A 23,540-nucleotide genomic window follows, 5' to 3' on the forward strand; every position below is an offset into this window, starting at 1 on the left:
GAACCGCGAGTCTGGGGAGGTGTGAGGTGTGGTTTCGGTGTGGGGTGGGATTCAAAGGGGCAGCCGTGAGGCGGACGCAGGCGACGTAAGCACTGCAAGGAGCGAACAAAGTGAGCGACTGAAGCGCGCAGCGAGCGTGCGTCCGCCTCACGGCTGGGGCTTTGGAGATGTTCGCTGCACCAGCGACTGCGACGACGTGCAGCCGAGCGGCGGGGCCTTTGGAGGCCTTCACCGAAGCGTCGTCAACGGTATATAAATAACCGACAGCGACACCGTCGCTTACTCATAAACAACCGATCGACCGAATTGACACACGTACTCCCGCTATCTCTCACCTCCGGCTCCGTACCGGTTGAAAAAACCGCGGCGCCGATAGCTCGTTACCGACAGCTCGCCGCGTCTAACACTCCGACCAGCCGCACGACTCGCACGTCTTGCAGCCCTCGGAGTAGTAGAGGTTCATCCCGCCGCAGTCGGGACACTCGGGCGACTCGCCCGCCGCGATGAGCTCCTGCATCGCGTCGTCGGCGCCGGCCGCGTCGTCCTCGGCCGCCGGGCCGGGGCCGCTCGGGGCGTCCGTCGCCGCGCCCGCGTCGACCGCGCCGCCGTCGGTCTGGCTCGCCGTCTCGTTCGCCAGGTCGCGCTCGACGTCGTCGAGGCTCTGCTGTTGCGGGATCCCCTTGTCGATCTCGTCGTCGAGGTAGCGCCGGAGCGCGGTGCCGATCGCGTCCGGGATCGACTGGATCTGCTCGCCTTTGTCCCAGGCGACCTTCGGACTCCGGGTGCCCTGCAGCTCGTCGACGATCTCCTCGGGGTCCACGCCCGAGCGGAGCGCCGTCGAGATGACCTTCGCGAGCGCCTCCGTGAAGGAGTTGGTGTAGCCGCCGGAGTGGCCGATGTTCGCGAACAGCTCGAACGGCCGGCCGTTCTCGTCCTCGTTGATGGTGACGTACACCTTGCCGTACCCGGTCTCGATGCGCTGGGTGACGCCGTTCAGGGAGTCGGGGCGCGGGCTGCGCTCGCTGTAGTCGATGCGCGGCTGCTCGCTCGCCTCGAGCAGGTCCGCGATCTCCGTGTCGATCGCCGCCTGCACGTCCTCGTTCTCGAGGAACGCCTCGACGCCGCCGAACACCTCGCCGATCTGCTCGACGATCGTCTCGGCCGCCTCGCTCTCGTCGGCGAACTCCGTGTTCTTCGCGCGCGTCGTGAGCACCTGCTTCGAGCGGGTGCCGTCGCGGTAGACGGTGACGCCCTTCCCGCCGTGGTCGTAGATGTAGCGGTACACCTCCTCCATCTCCTCGGCCGTGGCGTCGTTCGGGAAGTTACACGTCTTCGAGATGGCGGAGTCGACGCCCTCCTGGCAGGCGCACTGGACCGCCGCGTGCTGCTTGCCCGAGAGGTCGCCGGTGACGACGAACAGCTCGCCGATCGCGTCCGGCACCGTCTCCAGGCCGTCCACGCCGTCGAACTCGTTTTCCGCCATCTGCTCTTGGGCCTCCCGCTTGACGGCGTCGACGTCGACGTCGTTCTCCTCTAAGGTGCGCAGGAAGTAGTCGTCGAACTCGACGAGCATCTCGTCGCCCTGGACGTCGTCGGAGACGTTCTTGTAGTAGGCGACGTTGTAGATTGGCTCGCAGCCGCCGGTGGTGTTCCCGATCATCGACGTCGTGCCCGTGGGCGCGATCGTCGTCGTGTTGTGGTTGCGGATCGGGAAGCCGTCCGCCCACTCGTCCGCGTCGAGGCCGGTGTAGTGCTCGAACCAGTCGCGGTACTCGGTGGGGTTCGCGTACTTCGACTCCTCCCAGTCGTTGAACGTCCCGCGCTCCTGCGCGAGCTCGTGGGAGGTCTGCTTCGACGCGTGGTTGATGTGGGTCATCAGCTGGCGGGCGACCTCGTTGCCCTCCTCGGTGCCGTACTGGATGCCGAGCTGGATGTACAGCTGGGCGAGCCCCATGACCCCCAGTCCGATCTTCCGCATGTCGCGGACCTTCTGCTCGATCTTGTCGACCGGGAAGTCCGACATCGTCACGACGTTCTCGAGGAAGCGGGTGCCGTAGTCGATCCGCTCGTCGAACTCCTCGAAGTCGATCGCCTCCTCGAGGAAGGCCGACATGGCGGCCTCCTTCGACGCGTACTCGTCGGCGTGCTCGTCGGACCAGACGCGCCAGTCCGGGGCGTCCTGCGCCGCGAGCGTCGAGAGGTTGATATGACCGAGGTTACACGCCTCGTACTCCTCTAACGGCTGCTCGCCGCAGGGGTTCGTCGCGAGGATCCGGTGGTCCGGGTGTTCCTTCGTATCGAAGGAGTGCTCCTTGTTCACGCGTTCGAGGTAGATGACGCCCGGTTCGCCGTTCTCGTGGGCGCCCTCGATCATGTCGTCCCACAGCTCTTGGGCCGGGATCGAGAGCTCCTCGCCGACCTCGACGTGCTCGCCGAGGCCGAACATGTCGTAGATCTCCTTCGTCTCGGGGGTCGCGATGTGCGGCTCCTCCGTGCGCGGGTTGGTGAAGGTGAACTCCTCGTCGTTGTACAGCGCCTCCATGAAGTCGTCGGTGACGCCGACGCTGATGTTGAAGTTCGACAGGTGGCCCTCCACGGCGTTGCGGAGGTGTTCGGGCACCCGCCCGTCCTCGTCGATGAGGTCGCGGGCCTCCTCTAAGGCGTCCGCGAAGGAGTTGTGCGTGAAGTCGTCGGGGTCGTTCAGGCGCAGCGAGTGCGCCAGCGAGACGTCCTTGTTCTTCGAGTGGATGAACTGGATGACGTCCGGGTGCGAGACGCGCATGACGCCCATCTGGGCGCCGCGGCGCGCGCCGCCCTGCGCGATCGTCTCGCACATCTGGTCGAACGTCCGCATGAACGTGATCGGCCCGGAGGCGATCCCGCCCGTCGAGCCGACCGAGTCGCCGTAGGGGCGGAGCTTCCAGAACGCGTACCCCATGCCGCCGCCGGACTGGAACACCTCGGCCGCCTCCTTGGCGGTCTGGTGGATGTCGGTGATGTCGTCGTCCGGGGAGTCGACGAAGCAGGCGGAGAGCTGCTGGAGCTCGTCGCCCGCGTTCATCAGCGTCGGCGAGTTCGGCATGAAGGAGAGCCGCTCCATCCCGTCGCGGAACCGGTCTGCGGTCGCCTCGACGTGCTCGCGCACGCTCTCGGGGAGCTCGGGGACGACGGTGTCGTACGCGAACTTGTTGACGTTGTGCGCCGTGAGCGTCGCCTCCGCGTCGTCCTTGGCGGTCGTGCCCGCGCCGAAGACCTCCTCGGCGAGCTCGTCGCGCCGCGGGTGGTCGGGCTTCAGCTGGTCGGGCGTGACCGTGACCTCGACGTCCTGCTTCTCGGCCTCGAAGACCGCCTCCGCGAGCGCGACGTTGCGCGCGACGCGGTCGAACAGCTCCTCGGGGTTCTCGATCGTCTCGCCGTCCGCGTTCTTCCGGAGGTACCGCGCGGGCAGGATGTTGTGGTAGGCGTTGGCGGTGAGGCGCTCCTCCATCGTGTCGCCTGTGGTTCGTTTGATCGGCAGTTCGAGTTCGTCGGCGGCGACGCCGTCGCTGCTCATTCGACGGCCACCCCGCTCGGTTGACGTGCGTTCTGGCTCATATATGGTGTCTACGTACTGTCGCAGCAGGCCCTTTTGTGTTCCGCTCCCGGCCCGGATAGGTGGCTACCTGTTCGATTCGGTATGTAATTCCCGGTCCGCGTGTCTGACGCCGGATTCGATTACGTTCAAACTGCACGTGTTCCGGACACATAAGCGTAGCCAGACCAGAGTGAAACTGATCTCTTCGGCGCCAAATCGTCAGATAGATCGGTCCTCCCACCGGAACAAAAGGGGGGTTCCTCACCCCCGATTTTTAGCGTTGTGCTCCGTGTTACCGCGGTCTCAGCGGTCGGGTCCGTGACGCTCCTGTCCCTTCGTCGCAGTATTTGCCGACACACCTATCAGATTTCAATAACCGACAGATTGCGTCTCCTCCCCACAAGCTTATGCCGGACGTGCTCGTGGGCCCGGACATGACCGCTTCACTCGCCGCCTGGGTATCGTCGCTCCCGCTTCAGGCGGGGCTCTTAGCCAGTCAGGCGGGACAGCTCCTCGTCGCCTTGGTCGCCGTCGCGATCGTTATCGTCGTCGGCAAGTTCGTGCTGAAGCTCGCGTGGCGACTGGTCACGATCGGAATCGTCCTCGTCGCCGCGTTCTTCCTCCTGTCGACGATCGGGATTATATAAAAAACGACGCCGGCGGTTCGCCGACGCCCGGTCCGGGCCTTACCGGAACGCCGCGCCGATCCGGGCCTTACTGGAACGCCGCGCCGGGCTCGGCGTCGGTGCGGTCGACCTCCGACCGCTTGAACTGCTTTTCGATCTCCTCGTAGCGCTCCCGCGTCTCGGGGGTGACGCTCGGGTTCACCTCGTCGAGCGCGTTCTCGAAGTGCTGCATCGTCACGCGGACGTTGCCGACGGACTCGCCGACCTCCTCGCGCGAGACGCTGCCGATGAACTCCCGGGAGGCGTTCATCGACGCCTCGCGGGCCACCGCCTCGAGGTCGGCCCCGACGTACCCGTCCGTCTTCCGGGCGAGCGCGTCGAGGTCGACGTCGTCGGCCAGCGGCTTGTCCCGGGTGTGGACCTCCAGGATCTTCCGCCGGGCCTCCTCGTCCGGCACGGGCACGTGCACGTGGCGGTCCAGGCGGCCGGGCCGGAGCAGCGCCGAGTCGATGAGGTCCGGGCGGTTCGTCGTCGCGATGACGACCACGTCCTCCAGCGACTCGAGCCCGTCGAGCTCCGTCAGCAGCTGGGAGACGACGCGTTCGCCGACGCCGGAGTCGCCGGAGTTCTTGCCGCGCTCGGTCGCGATCGAGTCGATCTCGTCGAAGAACACGATCGTCGGCGCGTTCTCGCGGGCCTTGCTGAACACCTCGCGGACGCCCTTCTCGGACTCGCCCACGTACTTGTTCAGCAGCTCCGGACCCTTGATCGAGATGAAGTTCGACTCCGCCTCGTTGGCGACGGCCTTCGCGAGCAGGGTCTTCCCCGTGCCCGGCGGGCCGTACATCAGGACGCCCTTGGCGGCCTGCATGTCGAGCTCCTCGAACACCTCGGGGTACTCCAGCGGCCACTGGATCGTCTCGCGGAGCCGCTCTTTGGTCCCCTCCAGACCGCCGACCTGGTCCCAGGAGACGTCCGGGACCTCGACGAACACCTCGCGGAGCGCGGAAGGTTCGATGCCCTTCATCGCCTCCTTGAAGTCGCTCTCGGTGACCTGGATGGAGTTCAGGACGTCGGCGTCGATCTCGTCGCTCTCCAAGTCGAGCTCGGGCCGGATCCGGCGCAGCGCGTGCATCGCGGACTCCTTCGCGAGCGACTCGAGGTCGGCCCCGACGAAGCCGTGGGTGTTCTCCGCGTACTCGTCTAAGTCGATCCCGTCAACGAGCGGCATGTTCCGCGTGTGGACCTGCAGGATCTCCTTGCGGCCGTCGCGGTCGGGGACGCCGACCTCGATCTCGCGGTCGAAGCGCCCGCCGCGCCGGAGCGCGGGGTCGATGGCGTCGACGCGGTTCGTCGCCCCGATGACGACGACCTCGCCGCGCTCCTCTAACCCGTCCATCAGCGAGAGCAGCTGGGCCACGACGCGCCGTTCGACGTCGCCGCCGGCCTCCTCCCGTTTAGGCGCGATCGAGTCGAGCTCGTCCATGAAGATGATCGAGGGCGCCTCCTCCGAGGCCTCCTCGAAGATCTCGCGGAGCTGCTCCTCGCTCTCGCCGTAGTACTTCGACATGATCTCCGGGCCGGAGATGTTGTGGAAGCTGGCGTCGATCTCGTTGGCGACGGCCTTCGCGATCAGCGTCTTCCCCGTGCCCGGCGGACCGTGGAGCAGGACGCCCTTCGGCGGGTCGATGCCGAGCCGCTTGAACAGCTCCGGGTGCCGCATCGGCAGCTCGATCATCTCGCGGACCTGCTCGAGCTCGCTGTCGAGCCCGCCGATGTCCTCGTAGGCGACGTCCGGGCCCTCGCTGGCTCCCTCGCCGCTTCCGCTCCGCTCGGCGAGCTCCTCGGCGGGGACCTCGGAGATCTCGATCTCGGTGTCGTCGGTGATGACGACCGTCCCCGACGGGGTGGTCGAGGCGACCTTCATCGGCACCGCCTGCGACTGGCCGCCCATCAGGCCGAAGCCCATCGACGTGCGGATCGTCTGGCCCTCGGTCACCGGCTGGCCGGAGAGCTTGTCGCGGATGAACGGGGCGATCTGCCCGCGCACGCGGAGCTGGCTCGGGAAGGCGATCGTGACGGACTCCGCGCGGGAGACGTCGACCGATTCGACGGTCACGCGGTCGTCGATCCCGACGCCCGCCTCCTGGCGGAGCCGCCCGTCGATGCGCACGACGCCGCTTCCGTCGTCCTCGGGGTAGCCGGGCCAGACGCGGGCGATCGCGGCCCCGTCCGAGCCCTCGACGCGGACGATGTCGCCGCCGGAGAGCCCGAGCTCCTCGGCCGCGACGCGGTCGATCGCCGCGAGGCGGCGCCCGGCGTCCTTCTGCTTGAGGGGTCTGACGGTGAGCTTCATCGCTCGCCCTCCGTCGTGTCGTCCTCAGTCACGTCGTCCTCGGCCGTGTCGTCCTCAATCGTGCCGCCTTCGACCGTGATCACGCCGTTCGCGACCGCGGTCGACGCGGCCGGCCCCGGCAGTTCGAACTCCGACTCGACCGGCTCGCCGTCGCCCTCGACGACGACGATCGCCGTCTCGCCGACCGCGTCGACGCTCACGTTTGCGGCGTCGGCGCCCAGATCGGCGGCGACGATCCACCCGTCCTCGTACTCGAACCGGCGGAGCAGCGGACCGTCGCCGGTCGATCGGGTCTGTTGGTGATTCATGCTAACTACAAGTTAGGCGCGAGAGTATTTAAACTAATCGCTAAAAATCGCATGACGTGAGATTTCACGGGGCGCATCGGTGGTGTTGCGGTTCGGGGTCGTCGAGGGCCGGATCCGGTCGCTGCTCCTCCCGGCGCGGCGGCCGGCGAGGCCGCCGGACGTTTATAAACTCCCGCCCGGGAGGAGGAGTATGAAGCGGGTCACCCACGACGGCCGCGACACCGCGTACCGGGTCTCCGACCGCGGCGGCGACGGCCCGACGGTGTGTTTCGTCCACGGGAGCGGCGGGAGCAAGGACGTCTGGAAGGCGCAGGCGCGCCTGAGCGATCGGTTCCCGACCGTCGCGCTTGACCTGTCCGGACACGGCGACAGCGACGACGTGGAGACGCCGGCCGGGCCCGCGACGCTCGACGCCTACGCGGACGACGTCGTCGCGGTGGCCGCGGAGACCGGCGCGACGGTCCTCTGTGGCAACTCGCTCGGCGGCGCCGTGGCACTGCGGGTCGCCTTGGACCGCGACCGGGACCTCGACGGACTCGTCCTCGCGGGCACGGGCGCGAAGCTCGCGGTCGCCGAGCCGCTGTTGGACGCGCTCGCGACCGACTTCGACCGGTCGATCGACCTGCTCCACCAGCCCGACCGCCTCTTCCACGACCCGCCCGCGGAGTACGTCGAGCTCTCGCGCGCCGGCATGCGGGAGTGCGGCCGCGCCGTCACCGAGCGCGACTTCCGGACCTGCCACGCGTTCGACGTCCGCGACCGCTTGGACGAGGTCGCGGCGCCGTCGCTCGCGGTCGTCGGCGAGCACGACGCGCTCACCCCGCCGGAGTACCACGACTACCTCGCGGACGAAATCGACGACTGCGAGCGCGCGACGGTCGAGGGCGCCGCGCACCTCGCGATGCTCGAACGCCCCGCGGCGTTCAACGCGGTGCTCTCGACGTTCCTCGCGTGCCGCTCGGAGGGATCAGGGTAGCGACCGGCAGGGCCGGGCCCGCTGACCAGGGGGTCGAATCCGCGATCGGCGCGCCCGGAGTCGACGGTGGCGGGGCGTGGAGTTCGGGTCGAGGGGGGACGCCCCGCACCGGAACGAGTGGATCGGACAGTTATAGTCGCGCGGTACCGCTCGACGGTCGATGACTGGATATCTGGTCCTCGATGTCGTCGGTACTCACCTCGTGGTACGTGTTACCACCCAACGATATATAAACGATTCGCCGCTTCGACGGGACCTCGGCGGTCCCGTCGTGGCGCTGCCCGCCGAACCCCGACCGCGCCGCCCATCGAAACGCGGTCATGTCGCCGCCGATACGCTTTTGCGACGCCCACGCCGACCGATCGCCCATGGACGGCGACGACTCGGGACGACGGTCCGTCGGATCGGGTCCGCCTTCCGACGCGGACCGGGCGGCGAGCCGGGTCGACGACGGCGGGGAAGGAACTCCCGCGAACGGCCCCCACGGTCCCGAGAACCCCGACATCAACGACCTGCTCGCGAAGCTCGACGCCCTGAGCGACACCGTCGACGAGGGACACGAGCGCGAGAAGGTGCGCCAGACCATCTCGCTCGTTGAGCGGATGCCCGGCAGTTCGGCGTTCAGGACTCGGATCACGAAGTACACCTCCCGGGACATGGCCGAGGCGTTCGTCGGTGCGGTGCTCTTCGCGCTCCCGCTGCTCGTCGAGGGCGGCGTCTTCGAGATCGCGGCGTGGTTCGCCGCGGTGCGGCCGGGCGGCGTTCCCGTCTTCCTCCTCGCTCACGTGGGGTTCGTGCTGGTCATGACCGCCGGACTGCTGTACTTCGCGGACTTCCGGCAGATCGAGATCAGTCACCCGATCCTCGGGGTCATCCCGCGCCGGTACGCGGGGATACTTCTCGTCTCGCTTTGCACGTCCGTGTTCATGCTGCTCCTCTGGGGACGCCTCCACGAGGGGGACCCGTCGTCGCTCGAGCGCGTCTCGCGCGTGGCGGTGGTCTGGGCCGGGGGCGCGTTCGGTGCGAGCCTCGGCGACATCCTCCCGGGCGAGTCGCAGGGGGCGGACATCAACGACCTCGACTTGGACTTCGACCGCAGGGACTGACTCGCCGACCGTCGTCGACTCCCCCTTTCCACACCTTTTTCGCCGCGGCGACCGTACTCGTGTACATGTCAGCGTTACGTGACGCGCTCCGGGACCTCCCGGACGCGGTGTTCGCGGATCTGCTCGAGTCGGACGACGGGTACGTCCTCGTCGTCGACCTCCCCGGCGCGACCGCGGAGACGACTGAGGTCCTCGCCGAGGACGGTCGGATCGTCATCGAGGGGCGCCGCGACAAGAGCGTTCCCGAGGGGTTCCGCTACGTCAGCGAGGACCGACCCCTGTTCCTCGACGCGGAGCTCCCGCTCCCGGGCGACGCCGACGGGAGCGGGGCGGACGCCGAGATCGACCGCGGGGTGCTCGAGGTCACGATCCCGAAGCGGACCGGCGACGTCTCCCGGACCATCCCGGTCGACGACGCCGACGAGGGCGATGCCGACAACGGGGGCGCCGCCGACGGCTCCGCCGACGAAACCGACGCCTGACGGGTGATCACGCTGGTCAACCTTCGCGCCTACTGGCGGTTCTTCGTGGTTATCCGGCGGTTCTCGCCGCTGATCGTCGCCTACTGGCGGGACCGGAAGCGCTTCCTCCTCTTCGGCGGCGGCCGCGACGTCGACGCGGAGACCCAGCGCGAGCGCGCCGCGGTCCTCCTCGATATCCTGCTCACCCTCGGTCCGACGTTCATCAAGCTCGGGCAGATCCTCTCGACCCGGCCGGACATCCTCCCCCCGGCGTACATCGACGTGTTAGAGGGGCTCCAAGACGACGTGCCGCCGGCCCCGTGGGAGGAGTCGAAGGTCGTCCTCGAAGACGAGTTCGGCCCCGTCGACGAGACGTTCGACGACTTCGACCGCGACCCGATAAGCGGCGCGAGCCTCGGGCAGGTGTACACCGCCCGCTACGAGGGGAACGACGTCGCCGTGAAGGTCCGCCGACCGGGGATCGAGTCGCTCGTCGAGGCCGACCTCCGGACGATCCGCTGGTCGATCCCCATCGTCAGGCGGTTCATCGGCAGCGGCCGGGCGTTCTCGCTGGAGAATCTCGCCGACGAGTTCGCGAAGACGATCCGCGAGGAGATGGACTACAAGCGCGAGCGCGAGATGCTCGAGGAGATCCGCGGCAACTTCGAGGGCAACGACCGGATCCGGATCCCGACCGCCTACGAGGAGGTGTCCGGTCCCCGCGTGCTCACGATGCAGTACATCCCGGGAGTGAAGATCAACCGGATCGACGAGCTCGACGAGGCTGGGTTCGACCGCAACGCTATCGCCGAGACGCTCCAAGAGGTGTACCTCCAGATGATCATCGACGACGGCGTGTTCCACGCCGACCCGCACCCCGGAAACCTCGCCGTCGACGACGACGGCGCCGTGATCTTCTACGATTTCGGGATGTCCGGGCGCGTGGACCCGTTCATTCAGGAGAAGATCGTCGAGTTCTACGTCGCCGTGGCCCGACAGGACATCGACAGCATCCTCGACACGCTGATCGACATGGGGACGCTCTCGCCGGAGGCCGACCGCGAGGTGATGGGCAACGTGATGGAACTCGCTATCGCCGACGCCAGCGGCGAGGATATCGAGCAGTACCAGGTGAACCAGATCATCGAGCAGGTGGAGTCGACCATCTACGAGTTCCCTCTTCGGCTCCCGCCGAACCTCGCGCTCGTGTTGCGCGTCGCGACCGTCGTCGAGGGGGTCTGCGTCACCCTCGACCCCGAGTTCGACTTCATCTCGACGGCGACGGAGTACCTGAGAGACGAGGGGTACTACGAGCAGACCGCCCGCGACCTCGCCGAGGACGCCGGCCGCCAGGTCCAGCGCACCACGGAGGCGCTGTTCACGGTCCCGCCGAAGGCCGACGACTTCCTCGAACGGGCGAACCGCGGCGACCTCCACGTCGATGTCACGATCGAGGACGACTCGAACGTCCTCGACAAGCTCGCGATGCGGATCGCCTACTCGGTGCTGCTCGCGGTGGGCGTCCTCTCCGCGACGATCCTCTACTCGTTCGCCGACGCGTGGCGGCTCGCGGGGATCGTCCTCCTCTTGGCGGTCCCGCTCGCGATCGCGCTCTACCGTTCGTTCCGGAAGAAGCGCGGCCTCCGGACCACGCCTCAGTTCACCAGACAGGGGATGAAACAGCGGCGCGAGGACTAGCCCCGGGTCGCCCGGCGATCAGCCGGAGATGACCTGAATCGGGACGAGGAGGAAGCAGAGCGCCCCGAGCGCGAACGTCGCGAGGCCGACGGCGAGCCGCGGCCAGCCGATCCACTCCTCGTCCGCCGGGTTCGCCGGGCCGTTGAAGGCGATCACGAGCGCGAACACGCCCCAGAACCCCCACAGCCCGACCGACTCGTCGATCCCGAGGCCGCGCCAGAAGTAGAGGTACGCGGCGATCGAGAAGAGCGCGCCGGGGACGAGCGCCGCGATCGTCTCCTGTCGCGGGCCGACCATCGCGCGGACGATGTGGCCGCCGTCGAGCTGGCCGACGGGCAGGAGGTTCAGAAGGGTGAAGAACATCCCGACCCAGCCGCCGATCACCACCGGGTGCGCCGTGAGGCGCGGGTCCTCGTACCCGGTCGGCTGGCCGATGAGGCCGGCGATGATGTCCAGCAGCGGCGGGTTGTTGAAGCGGATCATCGTCCCCGAGGCGTTCGCGAGCTCCGCCGGGACGCGGATCGGGTCGAGCGAGAGGCCGATGACGGTGACGACCACGGTCGCGACGAGCCCCGCGATCGGCCCGGCGGCGCCGATATCGAACAGCACCTTCCGGGAGGGCATCCGCCCGCGCATCCGGATCACCGCCCCGAGCGTGCCGAACGGGAAGACGAACGGGATGACGTACGGGAGCGAGACGCTGACCCCGTGGTACCGGCCGGCGGCGTAGTGCCCGAGCTCGTGGGTCATCAGGACGCCGAGCACGGCCGCGGTGAACGGCCACGCCCGCAGCATCGTCAACGGGTTCGCGGCGATCTCCTCCCAGCCGACGTAGTACCACCCGTACGCGCCGACGAACAGGGTGGTACACACCGTCGCCGCGAACAGGGCGACGTTGAGCCACGGGACCCCCTCGCGTCCCTGACTGAAGGGGGTCGCGACGACGACGTGACCGTCGCCGTCGGCCTCGAGGTCGACGTCGTAGCCGGCGTCCCGGAACGGCGGGACCAGCTTCCGAAGCAGGGTGCGCTCCGGGACGTACGACTCGCCGACGTACCGGATGCGCCCGTCCTCCCGACGGATCTCGTCCACTCGGAAGAACGTCCGCAGCGGCTCCGGACGCGGGGCGTCGGACCCCGCCGACGGCTCCCCGTCCTCGTGTTCTGACATCGTCGGTCGTAACTGGTCGGCGAGTATAAACCCCGCGTCGCCGGGGAACGCGGCACCCGAGGGTCGCCGCGGCCGGACGCGCTGTCGATTCCGCGAACGCCGCCGGCCGGCGCTGCTCGTCGGCGGAGCGGTTCGGAGAACGCCGACCCCCGGCGGGGGACGCGTTCACGGAGAGAAAGCGGGGACGCGCGAGAGCGCGTGGTTTCTCGTCGTCAGACGGGATGGACGGTCGGTATCAGATCGGATCGACGCTCGTCAGGCGGGCTCGATGCGCCAGGTCGTCGCGCCCGTGTACGACCACTTCTCGACGGTGAGCTCCGTGGCGGAGTCGCGGAGCTTCACCATCAGGGCGCCGATCTCCTTCGGAGAGAGGTCGACGTCGTCGGCGATGAACTTCCCCTTGAAATACATCTCGCCGTCCTCGGCGCGGTCGAGCAGGTACCGCTTCAGCCGCTCTTCCTTGCTGAGGTCGTCGGTGGGGTTCGCGTTCGCGGAGGGATTCGCAGTCGCGCTCATGGTACACTCCCTGCTTGTCCCCGGAGGATGTTATAAAGGTGAGACCGTTGGACGGTGTTCAGTGGCTTTCATGGCGTTTCAGGCCGACCTCGGGAGCTAAAACGTGTCTGACGAACCGTTTATAATCGTTTTAAATCGACTTAGAAGTTTTATGCTACATTTTGAAACGTTTACAGCGAGAGAATACTCCGCCCCGTACTCCGGTTCGACGAACGCGTCGGCGGCGAATAAAGAGGTCTTTGTTGCCGGTAAATGGCTGATCGGCCGCCGTTCCTCGGCCGGTGCGCGCGCGGATCGGTGCCGATGGGTTCCCCGATCGCCCGCGTCGTACCGCGCGCCGATCCCCGTTTCCGGGGCGGTGCGACCCGCGTCCGCGAAGGGACACGGGGCGGAGTCGGCATAATACAACGTGGAGCCTCCGACCTCAAGGAGCGAGCAGAGCGAGCGAGTCGGGTGGGGTAGTTTACTTGCGCCGGTGGACCCAGAACTCCTCCGCCTCGGTGGCCTCCTTCTTGAAGATCGGCACCTCGTCTTTCAGCCGGTCGATCCCGTCCTCGACGGTCCGGAACGCCTCCCGTCGGTGCCCCGCCAGGACGACGACGAAGACGATGTCCTCGCCCGCCTCGATCACGCCCGTCCGGTGGTGCATCCGGACGTCGAACACGCCGTCGCGCTCGGTCAGCTCGGCCGCGACGGCGTCCATGCGCTCCGCGGCGACGCCCTCGTACTTCTCGAAGGCCAGGTGGGTGGTGCGGTCGTCGTCCGGCGCGTCGCGCGCCCGGACCCGCCCGGTGAACGTCGCGATCGCGCCCGCGCGGTCCGCGTTCGCCGACGCCTCGACGCGTCGCACGAGGACCTCGCGCGTGATCCAGGGCTCGGCGGCATCGAGGTCGGCGACGAGCCGGTCGAGGTCGACGTCCCCGGCCGTCTCCGCCGCCGCGATCACCGTTCCGGGCACGTCCTCCCGGTCCGCGTCCGTCCCGAGCAGGACCGTCGGCACGCGCAGTCGGGAGTCGCCGACGGCGACGAGGTAGTCGTGGTCGGGCGCGAGCCCGTCGAGGAACGCGTCGAGGTCGTCGACGCTCCCGCGGCCGGTCCACTCGCCGTCCGCTCCGAGGCTCACCGCGGTGTCGGCGTCGGTGCGGTCAGCCGGCGCCTCGACCGCGACGCCGCCGTCGGTGGCCTCGTCGCTCGCGTGCGCCTCGCCGAGATCGTCGCCCGCGCGGTTCACGACGGCGATCCGCCCGTCGAGCCGGCCGGCGAGCGCCGCCGCCAGGTCCGGCGCGCCGGGGCCCACGATCGATATCGGTTGCATACCCGAGGGCGGGGTGCGAGCGGCTTAGGCGTTTCCCGCCGACGCCGTCGGTGGCCCGGTTCGTCCGCGATCGCGGCGGCCGGGGACTCGGGGCGTCCTCGACCGGGACGGCTCGGGCCTCGGGCCGTCCGGGCTTGATAATCCTTAAGAGCGCGACAGGGGTATGCGACGGTAATGAGAGTCGTCGTTTCTATCGGCGGGAGCGTGCTCGCGCCCGATCTCGACCCCGACCGGGTGGCCGCGTACGCCGAAGCGATCGAGCGGATCGCCGCCGACGGCTGCGAGGTCGGGGTCGTCGTCGGCGGCGGGGGCGTCGCGCGCGACTACATCGAGACGGCGCGCGACCTCGGCGCCAACGAGGTCGAGCTCGACCAGCTCGGCATCGGCACCACCCGGCTCAACGCCCGCCTGCTGATCGCCGCGCTCGACGGCCGCGCGAACCTCTCGCCGGCGACGGGGTACGACGAGGCGGCCGCAGCCCTCCGGCGGGGCGAGGTGTCGGTGATGGGCGGCGTTACCCCCGGACAGACGACCGACGCGGTCGCCGCCGCCTTCGCCGAGTCCGTCGACGCCGACCTGCTCGTGTACGCGACGAGCGCGAACGGCGTGTACGACGCCGACCCCAACGTCGACCCGGACGCGACGCAGTTTGGCTCGATGTCACCGGCCGAGCTCGTCGACATCGTGCTCCCGATGAGTCGGAATGCCGGCGCCTCGGCCCCGGTGGACCTGCTCGCGGCCAAGCTGATCGACCGGGCGGGGATCCGCTCCATCGTCCTCGACGGCACGGAGCCGAACGCCGTCGTCGACGCCGTCCTCCGCGGCGAGCACACCGGGACCGACGTGGTCCCGACGGGAACCGACGAGCCGACCTACTGGACGGGGGCGAGCGACGCGTGAGCGCCGACCGCGACGCTGACGCCGGCGAGGACGACGCCGCCGGTCCGCCAGACGACTCCCCGCACATCCTCTCCGAGCAGGCGCGGGACGCCGCGGGCGCCGCGGAAGCGGACGAGGACGCCGCCGCCGCCGACGACCGAGGGGCCGGCGACGCCGGCTTCCGCGCCTTCTGGGCCGATGTGATCGCCGACGAGATCGAGGCCCGAGACCCCGACGAGCCGATCGTGATCAAGGGCGGCGTCTCCCCGTCGGGGGTCGCGCACCTCGGCAACTTCAACGAGATCATGCGTGGGTACTTCGTCGCCGCGGTGCTGCGCGAGCGCGGCCGCGAGGTCCGGCAGGTGTTCACCTCCGACGACAAGGACCCCCTCCGGAAGCTCCCGCGGAAGCTGGCGAACGCCGACGGCGAGATCGTCGGCCTCGGCGAGGTCGACGCGGGCGCGCTCGGCCGCAACCTCGGGAAGCCGTACACCGCGATCCCGGACCCGTTCGGCGAGCGCGAGTCGTACGCGGCCCACTTCGCCGCCCTCCTGCAGGCGGACGCCGAGCGACTGGGGGTCCCGGTCGAGATGATCTCGAACACCGAGCTGTACGCGGACGGCGACTTCGACGACGCGACCCGAACGGTCCTCTCCGACCTCGATGGCGTCCGCGAGGTGCTCTCCGAGTACCAAGACAAGGTCGACGACGAGTACGTCCCCTTTAACCCGGTCTGCGCGGAGTGCGGCAAGGTCACGGAGACGGTCACGGCGGTCGACCTCGAGGCGGAGACCGTCGACTACGCCTGCACCGACATGGAGGTCGGCGACGAGGTGATCGAGGGCTGCGGCCACGAAGGGACCGCGACGTTCCGCGAGGGGAAGCTCCCGTGGCGCTTGGAGTGGCCCGGCCAGTGGGACGTGCTCGGCGTCGACTTCGAGCCGTTCGGCAAGGACCACGCGGAGGGGTCCTGGCCGTCCAGCGTCGACGTCGCGCGCAACGTCTTCGGCATCGAACCGCCCGTTCCGATGGTGTACGAGTGGTTCACGCTCAACGGGGAGCCGCTCTCCTCGTCCGCGGGCAACGTCGTCACCGTGCCGGAACTGCTCGAACTGCTCGAACCCGAGGTGCTCCGGTACTTCTTCGCGCTCCACCCGAAAAAGGCTCGCGACCTCGACATCGAGCGGCTCGACCAGCTCGTCGACCGGTTCGACCGCTTCGAGCGCGCGTACTTCGGCGAGGTCGACGACGAGGACCTGACCGCCTTCGCCGAGCGCGCCTACCCGTTCGTCGTTGGTCGCGCCGACGACCCGCCGACGGAGAAGCCGGTCCGGCTCCCGTACACGTTCGCGGCCGTCCTCGGCATGGTCGACGACCCCGACTTCCGCGAGCGGCTCGCCCGCGACGAGGGCCACATCCCCGAAGACGCCTCCTCGGAGGTCGTCGAGGCCGCGCTCGCCCGCGTCGAGAAGGCGCGGAACTGGGCCGAGCGCACCGGCAACGAGTACGACTACCGGCTCCAGACCGACCTGCCGGACGCCGAGTTCGACGACGACGTGGCCGCCGCGCTCGACGACCTCGCCGACTTCGTCGCCGCGGGCAACGACGGTGACGCGATCCAGGCGGAGATGTACGAGACGGCGCGCGCACACGACGTCGACGTCGGCGACTTCTTCGCGGCCGGCTACCGGCTCTTCTTCGACGACACGCAGGGACCGCGCCTCGGCGAGTTCCTCGGCGAACTGGAGCGCGACTACGTCGTGGCGCGGCTCCGCCGGGAGGCGTAGATGTCCGAGGACCGCTCGCTGGACGAGTTCGCCGTCGGCTCGGAGGCCGGCGGGGGGCGGGACGACGCCGACGAGACGGTCGACGGCGGGGGGCGGGACAACGCCGACGAGACGGTCGACGGCGGGGACGACGCGGTCGACGGTGTCGACGAACCGGTCAACGCCGACTCGGCGGTCCCGACCGCCACATGGACGACCGGCGGCGCCGCCTGCGACCGGTGCGGCGAGCGGGCCGCGCGGCGGTGGTTCGCCGGCGGCGACCTCGTTTGCGCCGCCTGCAAGGAGTGGTGACCGCGATTAGATTTAATACCCCCCGCGCGGTCGTTACTTACGAGTAAAACTCCCTGAGGTTTTAGATCGTTAACATGAAATTTTCTATCGACCGACTCTACGGCCGCTCGCCCCGCGCGCTCGTGGTCGGCTTCCTCTGTGTGGGGGCGCTGTTGGTCGTGGCGGTCGACGTGGCGGTCGCCGCCGCCGGCGACGCGACCGCGTGGGCCCCGACTCACCTCGCGAGCGGCTGGGCGGTCGTCGGCGTCTCGTCGGTGTTCTTCCACGGCGCGTTGACTTACCACCGCCGGCGCGCGGAGACGGCGCGCCGAGAGCTCGAAACGTCGAACCAGCAGCTGCAGGTGCTGAGCCGGGTGTTCCGGCACAACGTCCGCAACGACCTCAACGTCATCCGCGGGTACGCGGACCTGCTCGCCGAGCGGGTCGACGACGACCGGAGCCGCGAGTGCCTAGAGACGATCCGGGAGACGACCGACGACGTAGTCGAGATCAGCGAGAAGCTGCGCGTCATCGAGGAGGCGTCGCTCGAACGGCCCGAGGAGCGGATCGACCTGGTCGAGGCGGCCCGAGAGGCGGCCGCGGAGGTCGACGGGTCGGACGTGACGGTCACGATGGAGACGCCCGCGGAGGCGTGGATCCGCGCGGACCGCTCCGTCGAGTACCCGATCCGCGAGGTGTTCGAGAACGCGGTCACCCACAACGACGGAGCGACTCGGCGGGTCGACGCGCGGATCGTGGAGAACGGGACCACCACCCGCTTGGAGGTCAGGGACAACGGGCCGGGGATCCCCGAAGACGAGCGAGCGGTGTTGCGGGCCGAACGGGAGACGCCGCTCTCGCACGCGAGCAGTATCGGCCTCTGGCTCGTCAAGTGGATGTGCGAGACGCAGGGCGGGACGGTCGGCTTCGAGACGACCGACGACGGAACGACGGTCCGGCTGCGGTTCGAATCCGCGGCAGCTGAGACGCCTCCGGCGGAGTCGGCAAGGCGGCGGGGTGACTCCGGGGACCGGGCGGCCGACGCCGCGGAGCGTCGAGACGACGCCGGAACGCGCCGCAGTGACACCGAACAAACCGGGAGGAGCGCCGAGGAGGACAGGGAGAGCGCCGAGGGACGCCGAAGCGGCGCCGCGGGGGACCCGACTAGTCGAGCTCGGTGATCGTCACCGCGTACACGGCCCCGCAGTTTCCGCACTCGACGTGAACGCCGCGGCTCGTCTGTCCGCGCGTGAACTCGGAGATCTCCTCCGAACAGGAGCATTCGAACTGGACTTTCATTATTCCGATTACGGGGGTTTGGTATTTAAAACGCCGCGTCTCGAAATCGATCGTGAGAACCGGGCGTCGTCGCTGCCGCGGTCGCGGCGCGGTCAGTCGTCGTCGACGATCACTTCGACGGGGCCGTCGTCCGCCTCCGCGTCGGCGTCGCCGGCGTCGCCGGCCGCGCCGGACTGTTTCTGCTGGTAGTAGAGCCCGCCGGCGACCGCGAGGACGACCCACGACCGCCAGTTGGCGAGGTTCAGCGTGTAGCCGATGCCGAACGGCTTCTCGACGAGCATCCCCTTGCCGGGCTGCCAGTACGACGACAGCAGGCGGCCGAGGCTCGGCCGCTCGAAGTTGTACGGGATCCCGAGTATCTCTCCCGAGGACGGTTTGTCTGCCATACAGGCATATCGCCCGCCGGGGATATAAATCGTGGCGGGACCGAGCGTCTGCGCCCGCGTCAGCCGCCTGTCAGGGCGACCGGGGCCGGAGAGCGCCGTCCGGGCTACCGATACCGCCCGCGCCCTTCGACGTCCCGCAGCCGGTCGAGGACGTCGTCATCGCCGACCTCGGCGTAGCCTGCCTCGAACGCCTCGATCAACGGGGGCGGGTCGGTCGCCGTCGCGCGGACGGACCCCTCGAACACGTGGAGGTCCATCGCGTGGTCCTCGACGTGACCGGTGTGATACGCGAGCCCGAAGTCGATGAGCGTCGTCAGGGCGTCGTCGTCACCCACGTTTTCCTCGGCCGATCTGCCCGCGGTCGAGCCGTCCGCGGCCGACGCCGCTATCCGGACGTTCCGCGTCGTCGGGTCCCCGTGGACGATCCCCGCGCCGTGGAGCCGCGCGAGGTGGCGGCCGACGGCCGCGGTCCACCGCTCGCCGAGGGCGGCGGCGAGGTCGCGGTCGCCGACGTGCTGGAGCGTCAGCGTCGCCGCCGGCACGTCGACGTCGTACACCATCGGCGTCGGGACGCCCGCTCGCCGCGCCTCGCTCGTCAGCCGCGCCTCGGCGACGGTCCGATCCCGACGGAGCGCACGGTCCAGCTCGGGGTGACGGTACCGCTTGGGCACCCGGCGCTTGATCACGCGGCGGGCGTCCCCGACGGCGCCTCCGGCGTCGGCGGTCGCGATTTCCACGGTCGCCTCCGCGCCGCGCCGATCGCCGGTCCCGTCGCCGTCCCGCTCCTCTCTCTCCCACCCGTCGTCTCCCCGCCCGCGGGCGACCGACGCGTCGCCGTCGCGCCACGTCACGGGCACCTGGTCCGGCCGGAAGTCCGGGTCGATCGCCGACTCGGCGACCGACAGCGTGTCGCCCGCCGCGGCCATCTTCGCGCCCAGCACGGCGATCATTCCCGCGTTGTCGCGGAGGAACCGCGGCTCGGGCGCGTGGAAGTCGGCGCCGCGGGCCGCGCACATCGTCTCCAGCATCTCGCGGAGCCGGTCGTTCTGCGCGACGCCGCCGCCGAGGACGAGCTCGTCCGCGCCGGTCAGCGAGAGCGCCCGCTCCGACACCTCCGTCAGCATCGCGAACACGTGCTCTTGGAGCGCGAAGCAGATCTCCTCGACCGGGACCCCGTCGTCGTACGCGTCGTTGGCGGCGGAGCTAATGCCGGAGAAGGAGAAGTCCATCCCCTTGACGACGTACGGCAGGTCGACCAGATCGGCGTCGGGGTCGCGCTCGGCGGCCGCCTCCGCGGCCGCGGTCTCCACTTTGGGCCCGCCGGGGTGGTCCCACCCGATGTGGCGCGTGAACTTGTCGATCGCGTTGCCGACGCCCGCGTCCATCGTCTCGCCGAGCACGCGGTAGCGACCGTCGTGGTAGCCGAGCAGGTGCGCGTTCGCGCCGGAGGCGTTCAGACACACCGGATTCTCGAACCCTGACCGGTGGCGACCGATCTCCAGGTGCGCCACCATGTGATTGACGCCGACGAGGGGGACGTCGAGCGTCCCCGCGAGCGCCCGCGCGGCCGTGCCGACGGTCCGGAGACAGGGGCCGAGCCCCGGTCCCTTCGAGAAGGCGACGGCGTCGATCGCGTCCGGGCCGTGTTCGGCCTCGGCGGCGGTCAGGACCGCGTCGACGACCTCGGGGATCGCCTCGGACATGTGTTCGGCGGCCTCGCGCGGGTGAATGCCGCCGCTGTCCGGCTCGTACGGGTCAGATTCGATGAAAACGGAGTCGGCCTCGGCGTCGTACAGCGCGGCGCTCGCGCACCACGCGGTCCCCTCGATGCCGAGAACGCGCATCCGGCGCGGCGTCAGGCCTCTTCGGCGTCCGCGTCGGCTTCGTCGCCGATCTTGTTGCGTTCGAGCATGTACTCCTGTTCGACGTCGAGCGCGTCCTCGGCGGTGTCGTACACCTTCGCGTAGCCGACCGTCTTGCGCATGCCGAACTTCGTGTCCAGCTCGTGGACGACGACCTCCTCGGAGGCCTTGTCGAGCTTGGCCGCGAGCGAGTCGCGGACCGACAGGCGGGAGGGCGTCGCCTCCTCGTGTGTCGTCTCGAATCGAATGTCCGTGCGGTGCAACATCGGGTTCTCCTCCTCGGAGATGATATCGACGTCCATGGTTCAGTTACGCGTATATCCCCTCGAAAGCTGTAAAAGGATTTCGAAGCGGGGGTGCGGCCGGAATTGCCCCCCTCACGGCCGCGATCTCAGTTCCGTCGCTCCCGGCACCTCATCGGAGACACGATTTAGTCCGGGCGGGACCAACCGCCGATCGGATGCCCGGTGACACGGACCCGTTCGTCGAGCCCGCGGAGCGGACCCGATACGACCTGATGCGATCGAAACACGTCATCGTCCCGCTGTCCCTCCGGCGGAAGCTGCACCTGTGCGGTCTCCTCGCGCTGCTTGCAGCGCTTGTTGGACCGGTCGTGGCGACGCTCCCGGCAGCCGTCCGAGAGACGTACTTCGCGGGAGACCCGATGACGACTCGACTCGGAGCCGCCGCGGCCGTTCTCGTCGGTACCGTCGCTCTGGCGGCCGCGGTCGCCGGGCTCACCGCCGTCGGAGTGTCCCTCGACCGCCGTCCGGATCCGCCGGAGTCGAGCGTCTGGACCCTGATCGCCGCCGAGGACGCGGCCTCGGCGTTCGGGTTTATCACCGGGTCGCTTGGCGTCGTCTCGGGCGCCGCGCTCCTCGTGAGCGGCCACTGGGGGATCGATGCGGTCCGGCGACTGAACGAGTTCGGGGTCCAGCCGTACCTCCCCTACGAGGTCTTCCCGGCCACGCCGCGGCTCGCGTCTCTCGCCGGGCTCGTCGTCGGCCTCGGTGCCCTCGCGTCGAGCCTGTACGTCGGCTCGCCGTGAGTCGGCTCAGAAGCGGCTCGGCCGGGCTCGGCGCGCCCGGTCGCCGGTCACCGGCGGTCCTCGGGGAGTCGACCGAGCGCCTCGTAGGCCGCCTCGACATCGCCGTCGAGCGCCTCGAACAACTCCCGCGCCTCCGCGCGGGACTCCGGCGTGACCGCGACACGGACCATCCCCTCTCCGGGCTGGCCGTAGACGACGCTCGCGCCGTCGGGCGCGGCGAGGATCGCCGGCAGTGCGGCTAGGTCCTCCTCGCCCGTCACCTCGATGATGACCGGGTCAGCGTCGTCGAGCGCCTCGGCGAGCGCCTCGAGGAGTTCCGCTGACAGCGACGCCGCGGGGTTCTCCACGGGGATTCGGCGGTCGTCCGCGGCCGCGAGTCCGGACTCGATCCGCGCGTCGACCGCCTCGCGCTCGGTCTTGCCGTCGATCAGCGCGACGTCGGGGACGCGGCCCGCCTCCCGCAGGTGGTACGTGACCACGTCGCCCACCGCGATGATCGGGGCCTCGGGCGCGGCCCGCTCGCCGCGGGTCTCCGCCGCGGCCGCGAGCAGCTCGTCGGCGTCCGTCGTCACCGGGCCGAGCGGCTCCTTGAACGCGTCGCGCATGGAGTTCGGAAGCGTGAGCATGAATGGGGTGTCGGACTGTGAGCGGCGTCGACGTCGCTATCGGACCTTCAGCGCGTACGACCCGGCCTTCGTGACGTTCATCTCCTCGGCGATCTGGCTCTCCTCGGGCTTCGTGATGATGACGTAGCCCGCCCAGTCCTCCGTCAGCGACGACGACCCGCAGTGCTCGCAGGTCTGCGAGTCGGGGTCGTTGACGTGGTGGCACTCACGGCAGGCGAGGCGGTCCTCTGCCATCAGTCGGCCTCCTCACTGGTCTGCTCGCGGTGGAGCCGCTTCCCCTCCAGCCACTCGTGTTTGCCGAGCCCCGGCTGCTTCGCCGTGAGCCCGATCTTCGAGTCGCGGGGGTTGCGCTCGTCGATGCTCTTCGTCACGACGCGGACCCGGACGGCGTCGTCCACGCCGAGGGTCTTGTCGGAGTCCGAGGAGGCGAGCTGCTGGTTCGCCCCGTCGAACGTGAGGTACTCGTCCGTGATCTGGGAGACGTGGAGGAGTCCGTCCACCGGGCCGATCCCGACGAAGGCGCCGAACTCGACGGTCTCGACGACCGTCCCGTCGGCGACCTCCTGCATGTCGGGGTCGTACGTCAGCGCGTCGAACTCGGCCTCGTAGTAGACGCCGGGGCGGTTGTGTAACACCGCGCCGTCGCCGATGTCGTGGACCTCGATGACGCTCACGACGCTGCCGACGTCCTCGTCCATTCGTCCTTCCAGTTTGTCCTGAAGCAGGGCTTTCACCCGCTCGTCGGTGACGTCCGCCAGGTGTTTCGGCGGCACCTCGACCGTATCCTTGAGTCGAACTCGTTTGTACATGTTCTTGGTTGTCCGCGTCCGCTAGGGTTCCGTTATCGCCAGTGTGTTCCGACCCCTTAAACCGATTACTGGTGCGCCCGCCTCCAGCACCCGGTTCGCCAGCGGTCGATCGTTCGTGACGACGCCGTCGACCCGGCCCTCGGTGACCAGCTCGACCAGCGCGTCGTCGGCGTACGATTCCGTCGTTTCCACCGCCTCCGCCCGCGCCGCGAGGTCCGCGCCCACGCTCGCCGCGGTCGCCTCCTCGCCGTTCCCGCCCTGCAGCCGGTCTAACTCCGACGTGACCGCGGTGGGAACGACCGCCTCGTACGCGCCGAGAAGTCGGTCGAGCTCCTCGAACAGCCGCAGGTTCGCCTCGACCGGCGCCATCAGCGCGCTCGCGTCGAGCGCGACGACCGGGGCGCCGTCGGGAGTGTCGCCCGCGAGGGCCTCGGTCGGGGCGTCGCCCGCGCGGGTCGAGTCGGTCAC

General features: G+C 69.3%; 23 protein-coding genes and 1 pseudogene. 10 read left to right on the top strand and 14 right to left on the bottom strand.

Features of this window, described 5'->3' with window-relative positions; genetic code table 11:
* Window positions 1–400: 400 nt before the first annotated feature.
* Window positions 401–3,553, bottom strand: coding sequence for an adenosylcobalamin-dependent ribonucleoside-diphosphate reductase (locus B4V06_RS01595; RefSeq protein ID WP_123113235.1), 3,153 nt, complete (start codon window positions 3,551–3,553; stop codon window positions 401–403).
* A 428-nt stretch (window positions 3,554–3,981) separates the two neighbouring features.
* Between B4V06_RS01595 and B4V06_RS01600 the strand changes: the two genes are divergently transcribed.
* On the top strand, window positions 3,982–4,221 hold the full coding sequence (locus B4V06_RS01600) for a DUF8029 family protein (protein ID WP_123113234.1): 240 nt from the start codon (window positions 3,982–3,984) through the stop codon (window positions 4,219–4,221).
* 67 nt (window positions 4,222–4,288) lie between these two features.
* Here B4V06_RS01600 and B4V06_RS01605 read toward each other — a convergent pair whose 3' ends face one another.
* Entirely contained in the window at window positions 4,289–6,556 is a 2,268-nt protein-coding gene (locus tag B4V06_RS01605) for a CDC48 family AAA ATPase (RefSeq protein WP_123113233.1), read from the bottom strand.
* Window positions 6,553–6,864 carry a DUF7127 family protein gene (locus B4V06_RS01610; RefSeq protein ID WP_123113232.1) on the bottom strand — a complete coding sequence of 104 codons (312 nt, stop codon included), beginning with the start codon at window positions 6,862–6,864 and terminating at the stop codon, window positions 6,553–6,555. The genes B4V06_RS01605 and B4V06_RS01610 overlap by 4 nt, the downstream gene beginning before the upstream one ends.
* A gap of 190 nt (window positions 6,865–7,054) precedes the next feature.
* Between B4V06_RS01610 and B4V06_RS01615 the strand changes: the two genes are divergently transcribed.
* From B4V06_RS01615 to B4V06_RS01630, 4 genes are all read left to right on the top strand, one after another.
* Window positions 7,055–7,840: an alpha/beta fold hydrolase gene (locus B4V06_RS01615; protein ID WP_123113231.1), complete on the top strand. Its 786-nt coding sequence runs from the start codon at window positions 7,055–7,057 to the stop codon at window positions 7,838–7,840.
* A gap of 368 nt (window positions 7,841–8,208) precedes the next feature.
* A complete protein-coding gene (locus tag B4V06_RS01620; protein ID WP_123113230.1) occupies window positions 8,209–8,946 on the top strand; it encodes a DUF2391 domain-containing protein in 738 nt (245 codons plus the stop codon).
* Between the two features lie 65 nt (window positions 8,947–9,011).
* Window positions 9,012–9,428 (top strand): Hsp20/alpha crystallin family protein, encoded by a 417-nt coding sequence (locus tag B4V06_RS01625; RefSeq protein WP_123113229.1) that lies wholly within the window; start codon window positions 9,012–9,014, stop codon window positions 9,426–9,428.
* Window positions 9,429–9,431: 3 nt separating this feature from the next.
* Window positions 9,432–11,105: an ABC1 kinase family protein gene (locus B4V06_RS01630; RefSeq protein ID WP_123113228.1), complete on the top strand. Its 1,674-nt coding sequence runs from the start codon at window positions 9,432–9,434 to the stop codon at window positions 11,103–11,105.
* An 18-nt stretch (window positions 11,106–11,123) separates the two neighbouring features.
* Here the strand turns inward: B4V06_RS01630 and B4V06_RS01635 are convergent, their stop codons facing one another.
* From B4V06_RS01635 to B4V06_RS01645, 3 genes are all read right to left on the bottom strand, one after another.
* Entirely contained in the window at window positions 11,124–12,275 is a 1,152-nt protein-coding gene (locus tag B4V06_RS01635) for a site-2 protease family protein (RefSeq protein WP_123113227.1), read from the bottom strand.
* 255 nt (window positions 12,276–12,530) lie between these two features.
* The gene (locus B4V06_RS01640; RefSeq protein ID WP_123113226.1) at window positions 12,531–12,791 is read right to left on the bottom strand and encodes a DUF7123 family protein; all 261 of its coding nucleotides are present in this window, start codon (window positions 12,789–12,791) and stop codon (window positions 12,531–12,533) included.
* 463 nt (window positions 12,792–13,254) lie between these two features.
* The gene (locus B4V06_RS01645; protein WP_498166980.1) at window positions 13,255–14,106 is read right to left on the bottom strand and encodes a molybdopterin synthase; all 852 of its coding nucleotides are present in this window, start codon (window positions 14,104–14,106) and stop codon (window positions 13,255–13,257) included.
* 174 nt (window positions 14,107–14,280) lie between these two features.
* Between B4V06_RS01645 and pyrH the strand changes: the two genes are divergently transcribed.
* The 4 genes and pseudogenes from pyrH to B4V06_RS01665 form a co-directional block, all read left to right on the top strand.
* Window positions 14,281–15,006 (top strand): UMP kinase, encoded by a 726-nt coding sequence (pyrH, locus tag B4V06_RS01650; RefSeq protein ID WP_123113224.1) that lies wholly within the window; start codon window positions 14,281–14,283, stop codon window positions 15,004–15,006.
* Window positions 15,003–16,772 (top strand): lysine--tRNA ligase, encoded by a 1,770-nt coding sequence (gene lysS / locus B4V06_RS01655; RefSeq protein ID WP_498166982.1) that lies wholly within the window; start codon window positions 15,003–15,005, stop codon window positions 16,770–16,772. The genes pyrH and lysS overlap by 4 nt, the downstream gene beginning before the upstream one ends.
* On the top strand, window positions 16,773–17,063 hold the full coding sequence (locus tag B4V06_RS01660; protein WP_123113222.1) for a DUF7573 domain-containing protein: 291 nt from the start codon (window positions 16,773–16,775) through the stop codon (window positions 17,061–17,063).
* Window positions 17,064–17,137: 74 nt separating this feature from the next.
* Window positions 17,138–18,052, top strand: a pseudogene (locus B4V06_RS01665) (sensor histidine kinase); the annotation flags it as partial.
* A 154-nt stretch (window positions 18,053–18,206) separates the two neighbouring features.
* Here B4V06_RS01665 and B4V06_RS01670 read toward each other — a convergent pair.
* The 4 genes from B4V06_RS01670 to B4V06_RS01685 form a co-directional block, all read right to left on the bottom strand.
* Window positions 18,207–18,341, bottom strand: a complete 135-nt coding sequence (locus B4V06_RS01670; protein ID WP_004047153.1) for a hypothetical protein — start codon at window positions 18,339–18,341, stop codon at window positions 18,207–18,209.
* Between the two features lie 92 nt (window positions 18,342–18,433).
* On the bottom strand, window positions 18,434–18,727 hold the full coding sequence (locus tag B4V06_RS01675; protein WP_123113220.1) for a DUF5808 domain-containing protein: 294 nt from the start codon (window positions 18,725–18,727) through the stop codon (window positions 18,434–18,436).
* 104 nt (window positions 18,728–18,831) lie between these two features.
* Window positions 18,832–20,571, bottom strand: a complete 1,740-nt coding sequence (locus B4V06_RS01680; protein WP_498166986.1) for a bifunctional N(6)-L-threonylcarbamoyladenine synthase/serine/threonine protein kinase — start codon at window positions 20,569–20,571, stop codon at window positions 18,832–18,834.
* A gap of 11 nt (window positions 20,572–20,582) precedes the next feature.
* Window positions 20,583–20,891: a 30S ribosomal protein S24e gene (locus B4V06_RS01685; protein ID WP_123113218.1), complete on the bottom strand. Its 309-nt coding sequence runs from the start codon at window positions 20,889–20,891 to the stop codon at window positions 20,583–20,585.
* A gap of 158 nt (window positions 20,892–21,049) precedes the next feature.
* On the opposite strand from B4V06_RS01685, the gene B4V06_RS01690 reads away from it, so the two are divergent.
* Window positions 21,050–21,637: a hypothetical protein gene (locus B4V06_RS01690; RefSeq protein WP_498166988.1), complete on the top strand. Its 588-nt coding sequence runs from the start codon at window positions 21,050–21,052 to the stop codon at window positions 21,635–21,637.
* Between the two features lie 47 nt (window positions 21,638–21,684).
* Here B4V06_RS01690 and B4V06_RS01695 read toward each other — a convergent pair whose 3' ends face one another.
* From B4V06_RS01695 to B4V06_RS01710, 4 genes are read right to left on the bottom strand one after another with little or no spacing between them, the layout of a single operon-like run.
* Window positions 21,685–22,263 (bottom strand): GTP-dependent dephospho-CoA kinase family protein, encoded by a 579-nt coding sequence (locus tag B4V06_RS01695; RefSeq protein ID WP_123113216.1) that lies wholly within the window; start codon window positions 22,261–22,263, stop codon window positions 21,685–21,687.
* Between the two features lie 36 nt (window positions 22,264–22,299).
* Window positions 22,300–22,497: a transcription elongation factor subunit Spt4 gene (gene spt4 / locus B4V06_RS01700; protein ID WP_008001262.1), complete on the bottom strand. Its 198-nt coding sequence runs from the start codon at window positions 22,495–22,497 to the stop codon at window positions 22,300–22,302.
* Window positions 22,497–23,072 (bottom strand): DNA-directed RNA polymerase, encoded by a 576-nt coding sequence (locus tag B4V06_RS01705; protein WP_123113215.1) that lies wholly within the window; start codon window positions 23,070–23,072, stop codon window positions 22,497–22,499. Before B4V06_RS01705 ends, spt4 begins: the two co-directional genes overlap by 1 nt.
* A 21-nt stretch (window positions 23,073–23,093) precedes the next feature.
* Window positions 23,094–23,540, bottom strand: coding sequence for a type II toxin-antitoxin system VapC family toxin (locus B4V06_RS01710; RefSeq protein WP_123113214.1), 447 nt, complete (start codon window positions 23,538–23,540; stop codon window positions 23,094–23,096).

The sequence above is a fragment of the Halorubrum sp. B53 genome (assembly GCF_059752395.1).

What these genes read in the sequence shown, in the direction of transcription:
- B4V06_RS01595 (WP_123113235.1), bottom strand. Translation starts at nt 3,553, where the DNA reads ATGAGCAGCGACGGCGTCGCCGCCGACGAACTCGAACTGCCGATCAAA.
- B4V06_RS01600 (WP_123113234.1), top strand. Translation starts at nt 3,982, where the DNA reads ATGCCGGACGTGCTCGTGGGCCCGGACATGACCGCTTCACTCGCCGCC.
- B4V06_RS01605 (WP_123113233.1), bottom strand. Translation starts at nt 6,556, where the DNA reads ATGAAGCTCACCGTCAGACCCCTCAAGCAGAAGGACGCCGGGCGCCGC.
- B4V06_RS01610 (WP_123113232.1), bottom strand. Translation starts at nt 6,864, where the DNA reads ATGAATCACCAACAGACCCGATCGACCGGCGACGGTCCGCTGCTCCGC.
- B4V06_RS01615 (WP_123113231.1), top strand. Translation starts at nt 7,055, where the DNA reads ATGAAGCGGGTCACCCACGACGGCCGCGACACCGCGTACCGGGTCTCC.
- B4V06_RS01620 (WP_123113230.1), top strand. Translation starts at nt 8,209, where the DNA reads ATGGACGGCGACGACTCGGGACGACGGTCCGTCGGATCGGGTCCGCCT.
- B4V06_RS01625 (WP_123113229.1), top strand. Translation starts at nt 9,012, where the DNA reads ATGTCAGCGTTACGTGACGCGCTCCGGGACCTCCCGGACGCGGTGTTC.
- B4V06_RS01635 (WP_123113227.1), bottom strand. Translation starts at nt 12,275, where the DNA reads ATGTCAGAACACGAGGACGGGGAGCCGTCGGCGGGGTCCGACGCCCCG.
- B4V06_RS01640 (WP_123113226.1), bottom strand. Translation starts at nt 12,791, where the DNA reads ATGAGCGCGACTGCGAATCCCTCCGCGAACGCGAACCCCACCGACGAC.
- B4V06_RS01645 (WP_498166980.1), bottom strand. Translation starts at nt 14,106, where the DNA reads ATGCAACCGATATCGATCGTGGGCCCCGGCGCGCCGGACCTGGCGGCG.
- pyrH (WP_123113224.1), top strand. Translation starts at nt 14,281, where the DNA reads ATGAGAGTCGTCGTTTCTATCGGCGGGAGCGTGCTCGCGCCCGATCTC.
- B4V06_RS01660 (WP_123113222.1), top strand. Translation starts at nt 16,773, where the DNA reads ATGTCCGAGGACCGCTCGCTGGACGAGTTCGCCGTCGGCTCGGAGGCC.
- B4V06_RS01670 (WP_004047153.1), bottom strand. Translation starts at nt 18,341, where the DNA reads ATGAAAGTCCAGTTCGAATGCTCCTGTTCGGAGGAGATCTCCGAGTTC.
- B4V06_RS01675 (WP_123113220.1), bottom strand. Translation starts at nt 18,727, where the DNA reads ATGGCAGACAAACCGTCCTCGGGAGAGATACTCGGGATCCCGTACAAC.
- B4V06_RS01680 (WP_498166986.1), bottom strand. Translation starts at nt 20,571, where the DNA reads ATGCGCGTTCTCGGCATCGAGGGGACCGCGTGGTGCGCGAGCGCCGCG.
- B4V06_RS01685 (WP_123113218.1), bottom strand. Translation starts at nt 20,891, where the DNA reads ATGGACGTCGATATCATCTCCGAGGAGGAGAACCCGATGTTGCACCGC.
- B4V06_RS01690 (WP_498166988.1), top strand. Translation starts at nt 21,050, where the DNA reads ATGCCCGGTGACACGGACCCGTTCGTCGAGCCCGCGGAGCGGACCCGA.
- B4V06_RS01695 (WP_123113216.1), bottom strand. Translation starts at nt 22,263, where the DNA reads ATGCTCACGCTTCCGAACTCCATGCGCGACGCGTTCAAGGAGCCGCTC.
- spt4 (WP_008001262.1), bottom strand. Translation starts at nt 22,497, where the DNA reads ATGGCAGAGGACCGCCTCGCCTGCCGTGAGTGCCACCACGTCAACGAC.
- B4V06_RS01705 (WP_123113215.1), bottom strand. Translation starts at nt 23,072, where the DNA reads ATGTACAAACGAGTTCGACTCAAGGATACGGTCGAGGTGCCGCCGAAA.